Consider the following 17,797-nt stretch of genomic DNA (forward strand, 5'->3'; position numbering starts at 1 on the left):
AATTAACGAATATTCGCTTATTTATTATCGAAAGGTGCAGTTCTATTAGATACTCAAGTAATCTATATGAAAGCGCACCTATGATTAAACAATACGGTTTACACAAGTGTTTGCAGTTCGGATTGGCAAGTTTACTGGGCTGGTTGATTGTCAGTATCTTCACTGGTAAAGCTCAGGCGCAGCAAAGCAATATCATACCCGATAAGACACTTGGGGCTGAGTCTTCTCAAGTTATAAGCAACTTTCAAGGACTACCAATTGAAGTAATTACAGGTGGTGCAACTCGCCAAAGCAATCTGTTTCACAGCTTTCAAGAATTTAATATCAGCGAGGGACGGGGAGCATATTTTTTCAGCCCTAACGTAAATATTCAGAATATTTTGGCACGGGTGACAGGTAGTAACCGTTCAGAAATTTTGGGAACACTCGGCACATTTGGTAATTCTAGCCCGAATTTATTCTTGATAAATCCCAATGGCATTGTGTTTGGGAAAAATGCCAGCTTAGATGTGCAGGGTTCCTTTGTGGGGACAACTGCAAACGGTTTGCAGTTTGGCAATCAAGGGGTTTTTAGTGCGACAAATCCCCAAGCTGTGCCGTTGTTGACTATTAATCCTTCAGTATTGCTGTTTAATCAAATCCAAGTAAATGGGGGAATTATCAATCAATCTCAAACACCTGTAGCGATTAATCCCATCGGTGGATATCTTAGGGGTTTGCAAGTTGCTGATGGTAAAAGTTTGCTGCTTGTTGGTGGAAATATCAATATTGATGGTGGTGGAATTCAGGCTCATGGCGGAAATGTTGAGTTAGTAGGTTTGGCTGCACCGGGAAATGTGGGATTGAATATTGCGGGTGATAATCTGGGTTTAGTTATACCTGAAAATGTTGAACGCGCCGATGTTTCGTTGAGTAATGGCGCAGAAGTCAATGTTCGCGGTGAGGGTGGCGGGAATATCAAAATTCAAGCTCGAAATGTAAATTTAGCAGGGCAAAGTAAACTAAAAGCGGGAATAGATATAGGTTTCGGTACTCCAAATAGTAAAGGTGGAGATATTAATATTAATGCCACAGGAGATACAACGTTAATAGATAAAGGTTTCATCGCTAACGTAGTGCAACAAAGCGCATTTGGTCAAGGTGGCGATATCAATATTACGACTGGGACATTGACGTTACAAAATGCTGGACAAATCAATGCTAGTCTCTACGGACAAGGCAATGCAGGAAATGTAAATATCAATGCTCAAGGTGCTGTTACTGTTGCAGATCAAAAAGATGATTTAAATAGTGGAATTAGTAGCTTTGTATTTACAGGAGCAACAGGTAATGGTGGTAATATCAATATCAAATCTAGCTCTTTTGCACTAAGTAATCATGCTTACCTTAATAGTGATATTTTAGGACAAGGTAATGGTGGTAATATTCAAATCACGACAGGTACGCTAAAAGCTACCAATGGAGGCGATATTCATAGCATTATTTTTGGCAAAGGAAACGCTGGGAATATCAGCATTAATGCCCTTGATAATATAGCCTTCAATACTAAGAGCGATGTTAGTAGTAGTGTGTCCCAAGAGGGGGTAGGTAACGGAGGAAATATTTACCTGAAAACAGGTTCACTATCGTTAACTAATGGCAGTGAAGTATCGACTGAATCAGGACAAGGTAATGCCGGAAATATTACCGTCGAAGCCTCTGATAATGTTAAGCTAGATGGCGTTTTTATCGACGCGGGTAAGTTTGACCTTAATAATAAGGATTATGATTCGTATAGTGGTTTGAAAGGCAACTTAAACATTGGAGGTGTTGGAAAAGCAGGAAACATTCAAGTTACAACAGGATCGCTTTCTGTTACTAATGGTGCCGAAATATCTAGCTTTACTGCTGGAGTTGGAAATGCAGGAAATATCACTATTAATGCCCGCGATAATGTGACATTTTCGGGTTTTGGAGGGAGACAAAAAGATGGCAGTACAGTATCAAGTTTCGGTACTAATAATCCGATAGGTAATGGTGGTGAGATTCGCATCACTGCAAGTAATTTACTATTAAAAGATGGCGGACGATTAAATGCTAGTAACGACGGACAAGGAAATGGAGGTAATATCTTTCTTGATGTTGGCAATACTATTACTTTTGATGGAATTGGCGGTAATGGTTTATATAGTGGTGCCAATACGGAAGGATACAATGGTAACGCCGGAAATATTCAAATTGAAACAGGATCGCTGTTTTTCACAAATGGCGGTGCAATATCTTCTTCACATGACGGAGGAAAAGGTAATGGTGGGAATATCAGCATCAATGCTCGTGATACCGTCAAAATTGATGGTGTCGTCAAGGGTGTAACTTTGAGTAGTGGTCAAATTATTGATGCAAAGAGTGGTTTATTTAGTTTATTGCTGAGTGGTGAAGGTAAAGGAGGTGACATCGAAGTTACAACAGGATCACTTTCTGTTACTAACGGTGCAACCATTGCTGGAAACTCAGGTGGACAGGGAAATGGAGGCAATATCACCATCAATGCCCGTGATACAGTAACTTTGGATGGTGGGAAAAGTAGTTTAATTACTTCCATAGGCAGTCCTACGGTAAGCAGTAGCACGGGTAACGCTGGGAATATTCGGATCAACGCCAGAGAATTATTTCTAAAAAATGGTGGTGAACTCGCCGCTTTTAGTAGTGGTCAAGGTGATAGTGGTAATATCTTTATCGATACCCGCGATGCTGTAATTATCGATGGTACTACTGGCAATAAACCGACTGGCGTTTTTAGTGATTTGTTCGCTGGAGTTGGCAAAGGTGGGGATATTCAAATTACAACCAATTCCTTAACACTAAGCAACGGTGGACAACTTGCTGCTAGCAGTTTTGGCAAAGGTAATGCTGGTGACATTATAGTTAATGCTGGCGATGCTATTGGGATTGATGGTGTCGGTAGGAATGGAACTGCAAGCGGTGTTTTTACTACCTTAGAAGGTAAAGCTGAAGGTAGAGGAGGCAATATTAACCTGACAGCAGCTTCTTTGTCTTTAACCAATGGTGGAATAGTTAATGCTGCTACTATTTCTAAAGGTAATGCAGGTAATATTAGCATTGATGCACGCGATCGCATTTTTATTGACGGTGTTGGTACCACAGGTTTTTCTAGCGGTGTTTTTAGTACAGTAAATCAAGACGCTGTTGGCAATGGAGGTAATATTAACCTGACAACAGATTCTTTATTTTTAAATCGCGGGGGAATCAGTTCAAGCAGCTTTGGCCAAGGGAAAGCCGGAGATATTAATATTAATTCTGTTTCCACAACGCTTGATAACAAAGCATCTATTGCTGCAATAACTAACTCTGGTGATGGTGGAAATATTAATTTAACTGCCAGCGATCGCTTATTATTGCGTAACAGTAGCCAAATTTCGACCACCGCAGGGACAGCGCAATTAGGTGGCAATGGTGGTAACATCGATATCAATTCAAAATTTATCATTGCCATTCCCGAAGAAAACAGCGATATTACAGCCAATGCTTTCACCGGAATCGGTGGAAACGTCAAAATCAATTCTCAAGGTATCTTCGGTATCGAGTCGCGGACAAAGCCAACGGAAAGAAGTGATATTACCGCCAGTTCAGAACGAGGCGTTGCAGGTGCGGTTAATATCAACGCACCCGATACAAGTTCCATGCAAAACAGCTTCATCGAATTACCTCCAGCCATTGATACTAATGCACTCATCGCTAATAGTTGCATTTCACGCAGCACTAAGCGACAAGAAAACTCTTTTACTATTACAGGTTCCGGTGCTTTGACTACCAATCGTCCTGGGGTTTTGGTTTCTAACTACACAACTGGGGAAGTCAGAGGTGTTGAAACTACATCCCGTCCCTGGAAGAAAGGCGATGCAATTATCGAACCGCAAGGTTTATATCGGCTGAATAATGGACAGATGCTATTAAGTCGAGAATGTTCTAATTAATGCTATGTATCTATCTTTTCTATTTGTTTACGTGCAGTATGTAAAGCCAACTATCGTGAAAAAGAGAAGTGGTGTAATTTAAAAATAAAAAACATCCCAAAACTGACACACTCACCGACATTCCACTTAAAAACGTAGCGTTTTTAATGCAAGCCGATGCATTAACAATGCAAACCACTGCATTAACAATACAAACCACCGCATTAACAATGCAAGCCACCGCATTAACAATGCAAGCCACCGCATTAACAATGCAAACCACCGCATTAACAATGCAAGCCACCGCATTAACAATGCAGGGTATTGTCAAATTAAATCCGTTATGAATTAATGAAGTACTTTACTGAGTAAAGCTTTGCGTAAAATCATAGCGATTTTAAACGCAAAGTAAAAACTAATGAGATTAAAATCGCTGACCTGTAGTAACTTCAAATCTAACTTCTCCTTGGTCGCTAATTCCTAAGTCACCCCGAATTAGCCCAAAGGTTGAGTTGACCCGCAATCCTAAGCCGTAACCAAAGCCACTTCCAGGTTTGCCTCGCAGCACTCCTGGTTCTCCTAGCACGCTGTCGCTAGACCCGAAATCTGAGCCGAAGTCAGTAAAGACAACTCCGCCTATTGACTGAAAAATTGGGAACCGATATTCCACCGAAGCTAAACCATAACTTCGGCCACTGGCAACTTTACCATAACCGTAACCTCTGACAGAATCTATTCCGCCAATATTAAAAGCATCGGCTGGTGGGAAGTTTCCAATAGTTGTACCAATTTGTAAATTAATTGCCAACATTTCTGGATTGTCGGTTGGTCTAGCATTACCTATCCAACTGACTGGAAAATACTGAATATAGTCTCCCCGTAAGCGGTTGCTGGAAATATTCCCCAGTCCAATGGGAATCGCTTGTTCTGTGCTGAAGGTGAGGATCGATCCTTGGGTGGGATTGTCTCGGCGATCGCGTTGATCTCTGGATACAGCAAATGATACTGTAAATAGGTCATCAATTCCAGTCCCGCTCACAGATAGAGGACTCCCCAATCTATCGACCTGGACAACGTTATAGTCTCCATCACGCAGGCTAATTCTGGTATAGTTAAGCGCTACAGATGTATCCCACTCATCAAAAGATCGTAAAAGTGCCACAGAACCACCAAATCTTCCTTCTCGCACTTTGCTGCCGTCAGCCAATCTGATATCGTCGTTGAAGGTTCCCGATGTATTTCGACTACGAAAACCTCTAATGCTATAGCCTAAACGGTTTGGTTCTTCAGAACGATAACGGCTAGTAAATTGACCGTCAAATTGGACATCTTTAGTGCTAAACTGCAAAATTGTATCTAGTTTATCGTTCAGACCGCTAACATTTTCATCTCTATAACCCACCCGACCGTATAGCCCAACGTCATCGTTATTACCGCCTCCTAAGATGAGAGAAGGGAAGCTACGCTCTTTGATTACATAAAGAATATTAACACCGAAAGCATCTTCTTTAGGGTAAACATTGACTTGATTAAATGACTCTAATCTCCTCAATCGTTGCAAGTCTGCTTGAAGTAAATCTTCACGGAATATCTGACCTGGTTTGAGTTTCAGCAAACCAATGATAAAATCTTTCTGAGTTCGCCCTCTGATTGGCAGACCTTTTTCATTAGTAAAACGTATCTGGATATCTTTGACAACTTTTTGGGAAATTTCCAGGGTCTGGCTATCTCCTAAAGTTACTCCTATATAATCACCATATTTGGCATACCCTCCCCCTATTTGGTTTGTAGCTTCTAGTGTCACAATCCCACTAGCGCCATCTTCAGTAGAAGGTTGCGAGTCTGCAAGGGCTTCTAGATTTTTACCACCTACTAACATTACTGCGATCGCAACTACAGTTATTTGAACTCGCATATTGAAAATCCGTTAGTGTTATTAAGTTTACAGCAGAGAGCGGATCTCTTTTGCGTAAGTTCTATATTAACCTTGCTATTGAGTATCCCAAAATCCAGTTGCTTGTTTCGCCAGTACTCAGTATAAACCGTCAGACTGTTTTCAAGTTGCGATCGCCTCTGATATCATGTCTGGATAAATACTTGTCATTACGAACGCAGCGATAGCGAAGTGAAGTAATCGCAGAGTCCGCAGCGATTGCTTCGTTCCACTCCGTTTCACTCGCAATGACATATCGTAAGTGATTAAGCAGACTTGATATGACGGGCGGTTACGCCATCGCTCAAGTCGATTGAGTTCTCAAAAGTTTTGAAGTTGCGCTACTGCCACAAGAGGCTATAGTCTGGGAAATAGAACCTCTTCCCAAAAACTATGACAGACAAATACTCAGCTTTTAAGCTCTTTTTTAGCTTTTTTGTAGATAATTAAAGTGGGTAACTATCTGGTAAATCCACCTACATATAAAAAGCCATGAGACAAAAACCTAAACAACAAATGCGTATCTGGGCGGTGTTGTGTCATTTATCGGCTTTGTTAGGATGGATGTTATTGGTTTTTTTAGTATTTCTTGGCATCCCTTTATATTTACCTTTAAATCTTTTAGCTCCCCTCTTGATTTGGCGCTTTAGAAAAGCAAAATATCCTTGGATTGATTTACAAGGGAAGGAATCCTTAAATTTTCAATTTTCTTTAACATTATATACCTTGATTGTCATAGCAATATCCTTAATTTTATTAATAACTAGCTTGAGTCTAGTTGTGACTAATAATGGTTCAGCCCATGAAATAAAAAACACTTTAGATGGCTTATTAATTGTACTTGTGTCACTATTTTCGTTCAAACTCATACTCCAATCGTTTATAGTGACATTTGCCTCTGTAAAAGCTTACAAGGGTGAGCATTATCGTTACCCTTTTACAATTAGAGTTTTACGATAATAAAAATCACATAAGTATGGGAACAAAAATTATATGATTGGAATTGCGATCGCAGGTACTGGATTTGGTCAAAAAGTCCACATCCCCGGATTCCAAGCGCATCCTGGGACTGAGGTAGTTGCTGTTTATCACCGAGATATAAATAAAGCCAAAGCCATAGCAGAATCCCATAATATCCCCCACGCCTCCGACTCCCTGGCTGATATTGTGACATTACCAGAAGTGCAAGCAGTCAGCATCTCTACACCGCCATTTTTGCACTATGAAATGGCAAAAACTGTACTGCAAGCCGGGAAACATTTATTATTAGAAAAACCGACAACATTAAATGCAATTGAAGCTAAAGAACTTTATCAGTTAGCGAAAGCAAAAGGCGTGATTGCGACTGTAGATTTTGAATTTCGCTTTGTACCAGCATGGCAGTTATTTGCTGAACTATTATTAGAAGATTATGTGGGTGAGTTGCGCTTAATTAAAATTGATTGGTTAGGTTCTTCTCGTGCTGATACTTCACGCCCTTGGAATTGGTATTCTGACAAAGACAAAGGAGGCGGTGCATTAGGTTCTTTGGGTTCTCACGCCTTTGATTACATTCACTGGTTATTCGGGCCAGTGCGTAGATTAAACGCCCATTTAACTACTGCGATTCCTACACGAGTTGACCCTGTTAGTGGGAAATCTAAGCCAGTGAATACAGATGATAACTGTATATTAACCCTGGAATTAGCAAATGGTACACCTTGCCAACTTTCGATCAGCGCGGTTGTTCATGCATCAAGAACCCATTGGGTAGAAGTATATGGCGATCGCGGTACATTAATTGTGGGTAGTGAAAATCAAAAAGATTATATCCACGGCTTTCGGGTTTGGGGTTCCCAGCCAGGTAAACCCTTAACGGAAATAGAAATACCGAATCGGTTAATTTTCCCCAAAAATTATGCTGATGGACGCATTTCGGCATTTATCCGCGTAATAGACCAATGGATACAAGGAATTGAACGCAATCAGGAAATTACACCTTCACTACGAGAAGGTATTTATTCTCAGTTGTTGATGGATTTATCCCATGAATCTCATACAAAAGCAAGTTGGGTCGATGTACCTAGCTTAGAAGGATTTCTTAGCAATTAGAAAACAAATGAGCAAAACTCCCCGTATTAGTATACCGCCGGAAGTCAAGAAATATGTTTTTGAACGTGACAAATATCAATGCCAAAGCTGCGGTAAAACTACTACAGAAACGAACCTTAGTATTGACCATATCATTCCCCTTGCCCGTGGTGGTCAAAACGATATCAGCAATTTACAAACTCTCTGTATTACTTGTAATCAGCAGAAAACAGACAATATTGACCCCCGCTTCCGACGATATTTTCAGCTTTAAGTTAGGATGGTATGGGCGATTAATTTCTCATTTCTATGCCTCAAAATCAGAATAGCAATTCTCGAAGATTCCTCAATATTAAAACTTCGATTCTTTACTCATTCACTTTTATGGCTGTTTTAGTAATAGCCTTTCCCTGGCTATATGAGATTAAAACGAAAGCTGGGATTGATATATCACCTAACCGCCATGCAGGAACCTTTTTTGAGAAACATACCCACGGACTCTTCAGGTGTGAGTGGCTTTATCCTTACCATTGCGATCGCTCTCAGGCTAAGTAAAGTAAATTAAAAAGAAAAGGGGAAAATTTTCCCCTTCTCTTACTGTGTGAGATTTTTACCCTACTACCCTACATCTATCCCAACTGATTTGAGATTGTGCTGACATCAACGGCTAACTTTTTGCCCAACTTGAGCAACTGAAGACACTGATTATCTGCTTCATTGCCAAGGCTAGTAATACACACAGGTGCAATCTGACTTTGCAGACAACTAAAATAGAGTTCTTGCGATCGCTGTAGGGAAATGTCAATATTTAGTTGATCCCCGACATCAATCAACCGCTCCAATAGCTGGATATCTGCATTAAAGCTACCATTAGCATCGTGCAACAATTGCCAAAGCGATCGCGCAATTAACTGTTCTAACATCTGTTTCCCGTCAGGAATATTCAGCCGACAACGCAGATGTTTTGCTTCAGTAGCGATCGCTTCCAATTCTAAGATGTGACTCCAACTCTTTTGGGGATCGGCAATCTCTTGCTCAAGCGATCGCAATGTCATCAAACAACGATGCCCTAAAGCAATATCGGCTGCTACCTGCAACTCTTGCGGTACTGCTATTTCATCTCGATGAAACGCCATCAGCACGCCATAATTATCGCGGTAGGCTTGGGTATACAACTGTCCTAAACGTGTCAGCGTTTCCTGACTAAGCAGCCCCATAATTCGGTGGCGTTCTTCAGCAAATAGATTTTGTAAGCTGAAAGCTTCTTCGCCAAATAGCTGTGTCATTACCAAGATAGTATGAGCCGCACTAGCTTGTTTGAGTGCCTCAAACAGCCTTTCTTTGATTTGGCTGTAGTCACGCCGCCCAGTAAATTGTTGAATACAGCAGTGGAAATCCCAGCCTCCCAAATGCAGAACCGCAAATACCAAATGCTCGCTTTCCCAAGTAATCTCTGATACCAGCTTTAAATTTCCGACAGCCAGAGTTAGCGATCCCATGCGTTGCAGTTGGTAATCTAGCTCATTGGCAGCATAGCAATAAACCTTTTTGTGGTAACGCTGCGACTGTTTGTCAGCCACATCTTTTCTGGGCAAAGAATTGTGCGCCTGGGCTGGTTTCTGATTAGTAAACAGGGAAGTAATAGCGTAATGGGCTGCTACTTGCTTAAAGCCAAGCTGGGCAGTTAACACGAGTTGCCGATAAATTTCTGCACCGTGTTTAAATTCATCCACATTACTGGGGGCTAAACCAAGACGTTTGACAAAGCCTTTTTCCAACTGCACACCAGCCACTTCCCCTGCTAATTCCAAAGCACGGGCGGCGTAGCGCATAATTTGCGTCCCCTCTGGACGGGAAATTTCTTCAAAAAACCAGCCGCAACTAGTGAACATCAACAAAGCGTGACGCTGCATTTCTAATAGGCGTAAAGCGTCTACTTGTTCGGCTGCTGTTAGTTTGTGGGTTTGATGGCGGGCGAGAAAACGGTTAACATTGGCAGCAGAGCGATCGCGCATGACTTGGATATATTCATCCCGTGTTTGCCAGGGATCGCGAAATAACTGCCTGCCATGTTCCTCATACACCCCTGTTAGTTGATCCCGCAGCCAATTTAGGGCATCCCGCAGGGGACGACGCCATTTCTGATGCCAAACACCACCTTCTCCACCGCAACCACAGTCATCTTCCCATCTGCCGACACCGTGGGCGCAACTCCAGGCTGTGACTGACTTCAATTCCACTTCCCAACCGGGAGAATTTAAGCTGAGGTAGTGGGCGAAGTTCGTTACTGTCCACCCTTGTTGAGGAAACTCTTTGGTAAAGGCGTAGGCTAAAGTTTTCTCAGTCCCCTTTTTGTGATGTCCGAAGGTTTCCCCATCCGTCGCCACAGAAATCAACTGGGCTGGACGATGATCCCCACGGACTGCTGAACCGATACGTCCGGCAAAATGACTGGAATTATAAACCACATCACTAAAACCCATGTCCCGCGATATCGGGCCATCGTAGAAGAAGATATCAATGTAGGGTAATTCTTCTCTACTGCCATCTTTGGGGCTAGTAGCGATCGCCTCCGGCGGGGCGTAGCCCATCGCACTTAGAGGTGAAGATGAAGTGTCTAGTGTGGGCTGCAAATAGCAACGATAGGGACGGGTGGAATCAATTTGACTACCACCGACTTCGATCCATTCAGGATGGGAACGATCTTCTGTGGGGAGGGGACGGCAACGCAATGCTTGAGACGGTGCAAGGATAATGAAGCGAATCCCCTCAGCAACAAGGGCTTCTAGGGTTGCGTAGTCTACAGCCGTTTCCGCTAACCACATCCCTTCGGGATCGCGGCCAAAGCGGGAGCGGAAGTCTTCTTTACCCCAGCGAATTTGGGTATATTTGTCGCGTTCGTTCGCCAGAGGCATGATGATGTGATTGTATACTTGCGCGATCGCATTGCCGTGACCATGCAAGCGATCGCTACTCTTCGTATCCGCCTCTAAAATTCGCTGATAAACCTCCACATCGTAGCGTTCTAGCCACGACATCAGCGTTGCCCCAATATTAAAACTGAAATACTCATAATTGTTGACGATCCCCACCACTTCACCTCGGTCATTTAAGACTCTGGCAAAGGCATTCGGGCGATAGCATTCCCAATGAATCCGCTCATTCCAATCATGGAAAGGTGCAGCGCTCGGTTGGCGTTCAATTGCGTCCAGATAAGGGTTTTCCCTTGGTGGCTGGTAAAAATGACCATGCACCGTCACATAAACACCATTAGCCTTTCTCAGGGGATCGCTTTCTTTGGTGTTATTGGGATCTGAATGTAATGTTAACGTTGAGCCAGAGCTAGCTGGCATTTGGTCAGCAGAAGTCATGTATATTTATCCAAAACAAAAACTTGTAGTTGCACCGAAAACATTGTGCGTAAACCTTTCTCCAATGGCTTCGGCGCAAAATCCGGTATAAACAAGAACTATGAATATGAAATCCAACCAAATTTTTGACAAATCTTTCTCATTGTAGTGGGAAATCTGCGTTATCGCCCAGCCCATTGCCTGAAGGCTCAAAGTAATTAGCCATTGAACAAAGGCTCAGTTAGGGGTTTTTTCGTTAGCAGCGCTAAATCAAAAATTTAATTGTCTTTTAATACATTAAACCCCATTCTTGGTGTAATAATTTGGCTCAAATTCATACTTTTGCAACAAAAAATTACGAAAACTCCTTAAATCGCAATCTTATTTTACATCCGCTGTAGTGAACTGAAAACAGTACAATTTCTGAATTGCTCTACAGACGGTTGAGAGTATCATGTCGGAGTGCTGAGTGAAAGTAATTGTTAATTCAATACTCCAAATTTAAAATTTAGGATTGCTCGCTGTGAATGATACCCTCAACCCAAAACAACAAATGTCAACCAAAAACATTATTCTTTTCGTTTTATTACTGTTTATCCCAGTTTCCCTAGCAGCCCACTTTCTGGAGTGGGGAGAATTGCTAGTTTTCATTACAGCTGGATTAGCAATTTTGCCCTTAGCAGCTTGGATGGGTACAGCCACAGAAGAAATTGCTGTTGTAGTGGGGCCATCATTGGGGGGGTTGTTAAACGCCACCTTTGGCAATGCAACAGAATTAATCATCGCCCTCGTAGCGCTGAATGCTGGGTTAATAGATGTAGTTAAAGCCAGTATCACGGGATCGATTATCAGCAACTTACTACTGGTAATGGGTTTTTCCATGCTTTTGGGAGGACTGCGCTACAAAGAACAGACATTTCAGCCAATTGTGGCGCGGGTGAATGCTGCTTCGATGAATTTGGCAGTAATTGCCATTTTGATGCCAACGGCGATGAATTATACCTCTCAAGGAATTAACGAAGAAACACTGCAAAATCTTTCTATTGCTGTTGCTGTTGTATTAATTCTGGTTTACTGCTTAACGCTGCTATTTTCGATGAAAACCCACTCCTATTTATATGATGTGGGTGTAGCGGAGACAGAAGAAGAGGAAATCCCTCACGCTAAACCAAATATGAAGTTATGGGTTGGGGTGCTGCTAGTATGTACCTTGCTAGTGGCACTTGAGTCAGAAATGTTGGTCGATTCTCTAGAAGTGGCTACATCTCAGCTAGGTTTGACGACGCTGTTTACAGGGGTGATTTTAGTTCCCATCGTCGGTAACGCGGCTGAACACGCCACAGCAGTCACCGTGGCGATGAAAGATAAGATGGATCTTTCCCTTTCGGTAGCTGTAGGATCGAGTATGCAGATTGCCCTATTTGTCGCGCCCGTGTTGGTGATAGCTGGGCGGATATTGGGACAACCAATGGATTTGGATTTCAAACCCTTTGAATTAGTAGCTGTGGTTGTGTCCGTTTTGATTGCCAACAGTATCAGTTCTGATGGTAAGTCCAATTGGCTCGAAGGCACTTTATTATTAGCTGCCTATACAGTATTGGGGTTCGCCTTCTACTTCCATCCAGTTATGGAAGGTATGGGGTAGTTTAGCAGTGCGATCGCTCATAGCTTAACCCAAAGCGATCGCACTCGATCGTGAGTCATGACAGAGCCAATTTTAGATTTTAGATTTTCCACACCAGATATCAGCAATAGTTTTTCTAACCCCAAAAGACAAAAAACTCTTCTTTCTCACTCAAAAACAGCAAAACTTAATGGAGAAGATAAAATTCCCAGTCTTAGTTAAGACTTTAAATAATTAAAACTAAAGTACCTATGACTATCAACCCAGTTGCTAAAATAATCTTCCAGGTTAATGGTTCTCCCAGAAAAATCACTGAAAACAATAAAACTAATACCAAGCTCGATTTATCAATTGGTGCAATCAGGGAAGCTTTTCCGGCTTGTAAAGCTTGGAAGTAAAAAATCCATGATAAACCTGTAGCTAGTCCAGATAATAATAAGAAAATCATCGTTTTTTGGGGGATGACTAAGATATTAACTGCGTTTCCCTCAAAAAATACAATCCCCCAAGCAACTACCAAGATAACAACAGTTCGGATTGCTGTTGCTAAATTAGGGTTCACATTTTCTACCCCAATTTTGGCAAAGATAGTTGTCAATGCTGCAAAGCCAGCCGAAAATAATGCATATATCCACCACGTTCTGCTGTTGCTCTCCATCTTCCCTCCTGATTCACCAAAATTAGCAATGTCATTTAGGCTCATGTTAGATTACATTGCTGCATACAAACTGCGATCGTTGATTTACAGACAAGTCTTAAATCCAAGTCACGTTCCTTTTGTGGGTGACACAAATCCAAAATCCAAAATTTAAAATCTGTTAATTACACCCTTTTGCCTGGGACAGGAGAAAATAAGAACATATAAGAGCGATCGCCTATATGAGCTACTGCCTTAATCCCCATTGTCCCAAGCCTGAAAATCCTACTGATGTCAAGTTTTGCCGGACTTGCGGTTCTAAGTTACTCCTCAAAGAACGTTACCGTGCTATCAAACCAATCGGACAAGGTGGTTTTGGCAAAACCTTCTTAGCTGTGGATGAGGATAAACCCTCAAAACCACGCTGCGTAATTAAGCAATTTTATCCCCAATCCCAAGGCACTAACACTCTTGCTAAAGCTGTAGAGTTATTTAACCAAGAAGCGGTGCAGTTAGATGAATTGGGCAAACATCCCCAAATTCCCGAACTCCTGGCATATTTTACCCAAGAAGCTCGGCAGTATCTTGTACAAGAATTTATCGACGGGCACAACTTAGCCCAAGAATTAGCACATAAGGGTGCTTTTAGTGAAACGCAAATCCGGCAACTATTAAATGATTTATTGTCAGTTTTGCAATTTTGTCATGCGAGACACGTAATTCACCGCGATATTAAACCAGAAAATATTATTTTACGGGAGAGCGATGCCTACGGCAAGGGCGAAGCCCAACGCAAACTAGTTTTAGTAGATTTTGGTGCGGCTAAATCTGCCACTGGCACTGCCTTAAATAAAACTGGTACAAGTATTGGTAGTCCTGAATATGTTGCCCCTGAGCAAATGAGAGGTAGGGCTGTTTTCGCCAGCGATATTTACAGTTTGGGTGCGACTTGTATTAATTTATTAACCCAGCGATCGCCCTTTGATTCCTATGATACCAACAATGATACTTGGGTTTGGCAGCAATACTTGAAAACTCCCATCAGTAATCAGTTGAGCCGCATTCTCAACAAGATGCTAGAAAGTATTCCCATTCGGCGTTATCAAACAGTAGATGAAGTTCTCAAAGACTTAAATCACCAGTCGCAAGTCGCAGCCACGCCAGCGATCGCCCCAAAACCTATCCCTCAATCTTCACCTAATTCCCCACCCGCATTTGTATCGCCATCTCCTAGTCAAATCGATCGAGAATTAGAGGAAATGAAAACTCAATTTTTGGGTGGCAACAAACCTCAACCAAATAAAATACAACCAGCAACCCCGACATCTCAGCCTACTAGTAAAAGCAAAATAGATGAAGAATTAGAAGAATTAAAAGCCAAATATCTTGGTAATAATAACCCCTAATATAAAAATCCGATTTTATTTTTGAACAGATACGTAGGGTGCATTAGCGATAGCGTAACGCACCCTACAAATACTTAATTTTGTTCAAAAAACTAAGTATTTGTAGGGGAGCCAGTCGTGTATTTCAAAAATCAAACATGATATTACCCATTGACATAAATACTGCAATGTGTGTTTGGAGGTCGTTTTAAACGTATTTAGTTATGATTTTAGTTACCCCATCTAAGTTGTGGTCTAAATACCTGAAAAAGGCTGCAAAAGTAATTCAAAATCATTTCTTCGTAATCAACCCCCTAGATTGCTCCACCAGACGAATAAACTCACCCCGATAGCCCTCCAGGTCTTCCCCCTTCCCTTGAGTCGCCAATTTCATCACCAAATCATAGTTAGCATTTCCCTTATACTCAGAGTCACGCAGCACCATCCCAAAGGTCGCCACCGCCGCAGCAAATCTCAGGTTTGTAGAGGGTATCTGGTCGCTTCTCAAATCATTATCTTGGATGGTTTGAGTAATTAGTTGACTGGTACTGTCTTGGGGCAATTTATAGCGCAGTTTCACCTGCATCAACTCATTGCCGGCAGCATCGAGCGCAGTTTCACCAGAACGTTGATACCGCAATGGGTCTACCTCCGGCAGTTTCACATCACTCTTCGTCCCAGTAGGAATTATTTCATAAAGCGCTGTCACAGAATGACCAGCCCCAATATCTCCTGCATCTTTCTTATCGTCATTGAAATCCTGATTTTGCAGCAAGCGGTTTTCGTAACCAATCAAGCGATATGCCTGAACTTTCGCCGGATTAAACTCCACCTGAATTTTCACATCTTTGGCAATGGTAAACAGAGTTCCTCTCAAATCGTTAACTAAAACCTTTTTGGCTTCCAATAGGGTATCGATGTAAGCGTAATTGCCGTTACCCTTATCAGCCAACTGTTCCATTTTCCCATCCTTATAATTGCCAGTGCCAAATCCCAACACCGTCAGGAAAATTCCCTGCTCTCGCTTCTGTTCAATTAATCGCGTCAGTTCGCCATCACTGGAAACCCCAACGTTGAAGTCTCCATCGGTGGCTAAAATTACTCGATTATTACCAGATTTGAGGAAGTTTTGTTTGGCTATTTTATAGGCAAGTTCAATGCCCTGACCGCCAGCTGTAGAGCCTCCAGCCTCCAAGCGGTCAATCGCTGCCAGAATTTTGGATTTCTGACTACCAGGTGTAGCAGGTAACACCACTCCAGCATTCCCGGCATAGACTACCAAACTTACCCGATCTTCAGGACGCAGTTTATTTACCAGCAATTTCAGTGACTGTTGCACCAAGGGTAATTTATTGGGGTCATCCATAGAACCGGAGACATCAATCAGAAATACTAGGTTGCTGGGTGGTAAGGTTTCACTTTCTAGGCGTTTACCTTGCAAACCCACTTGTACCAGCTTGTGTTGAGGATTCCAGGGAGCAGCGGCAACTTCAGTGGTTACAGAAAAAGGGCGTTGGCTTTGCCCGCCGTAGGCATCGCTTTTTGGTTGGGGATAATTGTAGGTAAAATAGTTGATCAGTTCTTCAATTCGGACTGCATCCTTGGGTGGTAATTCTCCTTGAGTAATAAACCGTCGCACGTTGCTGTAGGATGCTGTATCTACATCAATGGAAAAAGTGGAAAGGGGGTCATTACTGACACGATGAAAGGGATTATCCTCAATCGGGTTGTAGTTCTCTGTATTGAATCTGCTATCGGTTTGTGGCTCAGGGGCAATCCTTCCAATAGTGCTACCACCTTGGAGTCTAGGGCTTGCAGGGCGGTTAACAACTCGATCCTGGAGAGATGAGCCAGATGGAATACTCAAGGGTGGGGCCGTGGGTAAGGGTTGAGTTTTTCGGGTAGACTCGCCTTGACTAAGTTCTCTGTTAGTCTGAGTAGGAGTGATGGGATTACGAGCTTCCAATTCATCTATCGGAGTTCTTAGGGTTGCTAACTCTGGTGCAAATTCAGATTGCAAGCGTTGCAGAGTTTTCATATCCGCTTCGCTAACTATCTTAGGGTCAGTCGCTATTAGCTCATTGCTCCGATTCACACAGGCATTTAAGACTGTGGCAAACTCAGTCCGGGTTATGGGAAGGGTGCCAAAATTTTGGATGGAGACGACACAACTATACTGTTTTACCAATGCCTGGAGTGCTTGATAGTCAGGGTTACTGGGTAGAATGGAGGATGTTGGGGTAGAACTGGAAGGTGTCTGATTGCCTGGAACCGCAACCGTAGCAGACTGACGTAAAATTGCAATTCCTACTGACGGTATCAATAACAATAGTATTAAAATGCTGACTCGCTGCCACATTTTGGACGGAATCGGGTAAGACATGGCTAAATCCTCACACTGAATTTGTGTATTGGCTCAAAACCTCGTGGGATGTGTGGAAGCTTTATCTGTTTAGACCAGGGTTGCTGACATTTGAAGTTTCCACTTACCTAGAATAGTCTTGAGCAGCCTGGAATTTCATAACCGTTGCAGTTTTGGTAACTGTAGCGGATATGACACTAGGGACTTCCAATTAAAAAAATATCCAATTTTGTAGGGTGCGTTAGCGACAGCGTAACGCACCGCCAGATATCTCGGTGCGTTACGGCTTTCGCCTAACACACCCTACTGTATATTTTATTTTTTGGAAGTCCCTAACAGGGATTTAGCCTCAAAAAACCAACCATAAATATCAGGCAGTTATAGTAAGCTCACGTCTGTAGATTTACACTTTTCTGCATAGATCGAAAATTCATATCCAATTAAAATAGGCAAATACTTCAAAGAGGATATCGAGGAATATAA

13 protein-coding genes are annotated in these 17,797 nt (G+C 42.3%); 9 read left to right on the forward strand and 4 right to left on the reverse strand.

Annotated elements, in window-relative coordinates:
* Positions 1–80: 80 nt before the first annotated feature.
* Both CDG79_RS06605 and CDG79_RS06610 read left to right on the forward strand, forming a co-directional pair.
* Complete coding sequence (locus CDG79_RS06605; protein WP_094341432.1) at positions 81–3,974, forward strand: beta strand repeat-containing protein; 3,894 nt, start codon at positions 81–83, stop codon at positions 3,972–3,974.
* Between the two features lie 146 nt (positions 3,975–4,120).
* Positions 4,121–4,300 (forward strand): hypothetical protein, encoded by a 180-nt coding sequence (locus CDG79_RS06610; RefSeq protein WP_094341433.1) that lies wholly within the window; start codon positions 4,121–4,123, stop codon positions 4,298–4,300.
* A 77-nt stretch (positions 4,301–4,377) separates the two neighbouring features.
* Here the strand turns inward: CDG79_RS06610 and CDG79_RS06615 are convergent, their stop codons facing one another.
* Positions 4,378–5,868, reverse strand: a complete 1,491-nt coding sequence (locus CDG79_RS06615; RefSeq protein ID WP_094341434.1) for a BamA/TamA family outer membrane protein — start codon at positions 5,866–5,868, stop codon at positions 4,378–4,380.
* Positions 5,869–6,378: 510 nt separating this feature from the next.
* Here CDG79_RS06615 and CDG79_RS06620 point away from each other — a divergent pair.
* The 4 genes from CDG79_RS06620 to CDG79_RS06635 are packed head-to-tail and all read left to right on the forward strand — an operon-like array spanning position 6,379 to position 8,511.
* On the forward strand, positions 6,379–6,846 hold the full coding sequence (locus CDG79_RS06620) for a DUF4870 domain-containing protein (protein ID WP_094341435.1): 468 nt from the start codon (positions 6,379–6,381) through the stop codon (positions 6,844–6,846).
* Positions 6,847–6,879: 33 nt separating this feature from the next.
* Positions 6,880–7,977, forward strand: a complete 1,098-nt coding sequence (locus tag CDG79_RS06625; protein ID WP_094341436.1) for a Gfo/Idh/MocA family protein — start codon at positions 6,880–6,882, stop codon at positions 7,975–7,977.
* A gap of 7 nt (positions 7,978–7,984) precedes the next feature.
* Positions 7,985–8,230 carry an HNH endonuclease gene (locus CDG79_RS06630; RefSeq protein ID WP_094341437.1) on the forward strand — a complete coding sequence of 82 codons (246 nt, stop codon included), beginning with the start codon at positions 7,985–7,987 and terminating at the stop codon, positions 8,228–8,230.
* Between the two features lie 35 nt (positions 8,231–8,265).
* Entirely contained in the window at positions 8,266–8,511 is a 246-nt protein-coding gene (locus tag CDG79_RS06635; protein WP_094341438.1) for a hypothetical protein, read from the forward strand.
* A 74-nt stretch (positions 8,512–8,585) separates the two neighbouring features.
* Here the strand turns inward: CDG79_RS06635 and CDG79_RS06640 are convergent, their stop codons facing one another.
* On the reverse strand, positions 8,586–11,327 hold the full coding sequence (locus CDG79_RS06640; protein WP_094341439.1) for a DUF3536 domain-containing protein: 2,742 nt from the start codon (positions 11,325–11,327) through the stop codon (positions 8,586–8,588).
* Positions 11,328–11,859: 532 nt separating this feature from the next.
* Here CDG79_RS06640 and cax point away from each other — a divergent pair.
* Both cax and CDG79_RS43440 read left to right on the forward strand, forming a co-directional pair.
* On the forward strand, positions 11,860–12,951 hold the full coding sequence (cax, locus tag CDG79_RS06645) for a calcium/proton exchanger (protein WP_094341487.1): 1,092 nt from the start codon (positions 11,860–11,862) through the stop codon (positions 12,949–12,951).
* A 57-nt stretch (positions 12,952–13,008) separates the two neighbouring features.
* Positions 13,009–13,152, forward strand: a complete 144-nt coding sequence (locus CDG79_RS43440; protein WP_223278029.1) for a hypothetical protein — start codon at positions 13,009–13,011, stop codon at positions 13,150–13,152.
* A gap of 4 nt (positions 13,153–13,156) precedes the next feature.
* Here the strand turns inward: CDG79_RS43440 and CDG79_RS06650 are convergent, their stop codons facing one another.
* A complete protein-coding gene (locus CDG79_RS06650; protein WP_223278030.1) occupies positions 13,157–13,633 on the reverse strand; it encodes an EamA family transporter in 477 nt (158 codons plus the stop codon).
* A gap of 176 nt (positions 13,634–13,809) precedes the next feature.
* Here CDG79_RS06650 and CDG79_RS06655 point away from each other — a divergent pair, with 176 nt between their 5' ends.
* Positions 13,810–14,973 carry a serine/threonine-protein kinase gene (locus CDG79_RS06655; RefSeq protein ID WP_094341440.1) on the forward strand — a complete coding sequence of 388 codons (1,164 nt, stop codon included), beginning with the start codon at positions 13,810–13,812 and terminating at the stop codon, positions 14,971–14,973.
* A gap of 271 nt (positions 14,974–15,244) precedes the next feature.
* On the opposite strand, the gene CDG79_RS06660 is transcribed toward CDG79_RS06655, so the two are convergent.
* Positions 15,245–17,335, reverse strand: a complete 2,091-nt coding sequence (locus CDG79_RS06660) for a vWA domain-containing protein (RefSeq protein WP_094341441.1) — start codon at positions 17,333–17,335, stop codon at positions 15,245–15,247.
* Between the last annotated feature and the right edge of the window lie 462 nt (positions 17,336–17,797).

This window comes from Nostoc sp. 'Peltigera membranacea cyanobiont' 232 (assembly GCF_002245985.1).
Taxonomy (GTDB): Bacteria; Cyanobacteriota; Cyanobacteriia; order Cyanobacteriales; family Nostocaceae; genus Nostoc.

Coding starts and splice junctions, on each gene's coding strand:
- CDG79_RS06625 (WP_094341436.1), top strand. CDS start 6,880: ATGATTGGAATTGCGATCGCAGGTACTGGATTTGGTCAAAAAGTCCAC.
- CDG79_RS43440 (WP_223278029.1), top strand. CDS start 13,009: ATGACAGAGCCAATTTTAGATTTTAGATTTTCCACACCAGATATCAGC.
- CDG79_RS06630 (WP_094341437.1), top strand. CDS start 7,985: ATGAGCAAAACTCCCCGTATTAGTATACCGCCGGAAGTCAAGAAATAT.
- CDG79_RS06605 (WP_094341432.1), top strand. CDS start 81: ATGATTAAACAATACGGTTTACACAAGTGTTTGCAGTTCGGATTGGCA.
- CDG79_RS06610 (WP_094341433.1), top strand. CDS start 4,121: ATGCAAGCCGATGCATTAACAATGCAAACCACTGCATTAACAATACAA.
- CDG79_RS06640 (WP_094341439.1), bottom strand. CDS start 11,327: ATGACTTCTGCTGACCAAATGCCAGCTAGCTCTGGCTCAACGTTAACA.
- CDG79_RS06660 (WP_094341441.1), bottom strand. CDS start 17,335: ATGTCTTACCCGATTCCGTCCAAAATGTGGCAGCGAGTCAGCATTTTA.
- CDG79_RS06615 (WP_094341434.1), bottom strand. CDS start 5,868: ATGCGAGTTCAAATAACTGTAGTTGCGATCGCAGTAATGTTAGTAGGT.
- CDG79_RS06655 (WP_094341440.1), top strand. CDS start 13,810: ATGAGCTACTGCCTTAATCCCCATTGTCCCAAGCCTGAAAATCCTACT.
- CDG79_RS06620 (WP_094341435.1), top strand. CDS start 6,379: ATGAGACAAAAACCTAAACAACAAATGCGTATCTGGGCGGTGTTGTGT.
- cax (WP_094341487.1), top strand. CDS start 11,860: ATGTCAACCAAAAACATTATTCTTTTCGTTTTATTACTGTTTATCCCA.
- CDG79_RS06650 (WP_223278030.1), bottom strand. CDS start 13,633: ATGAGCCTAAATGACATTGCTAATTTTGGTGAATCAGGAGGGAAGATG.
- CDG79_RS06635 (WP_094341438.1), top strand. CDS start 8,266: ATGCCTCAAAATCAGAATAGCAATTCTCGAAGATTCCTCAATATTAAA.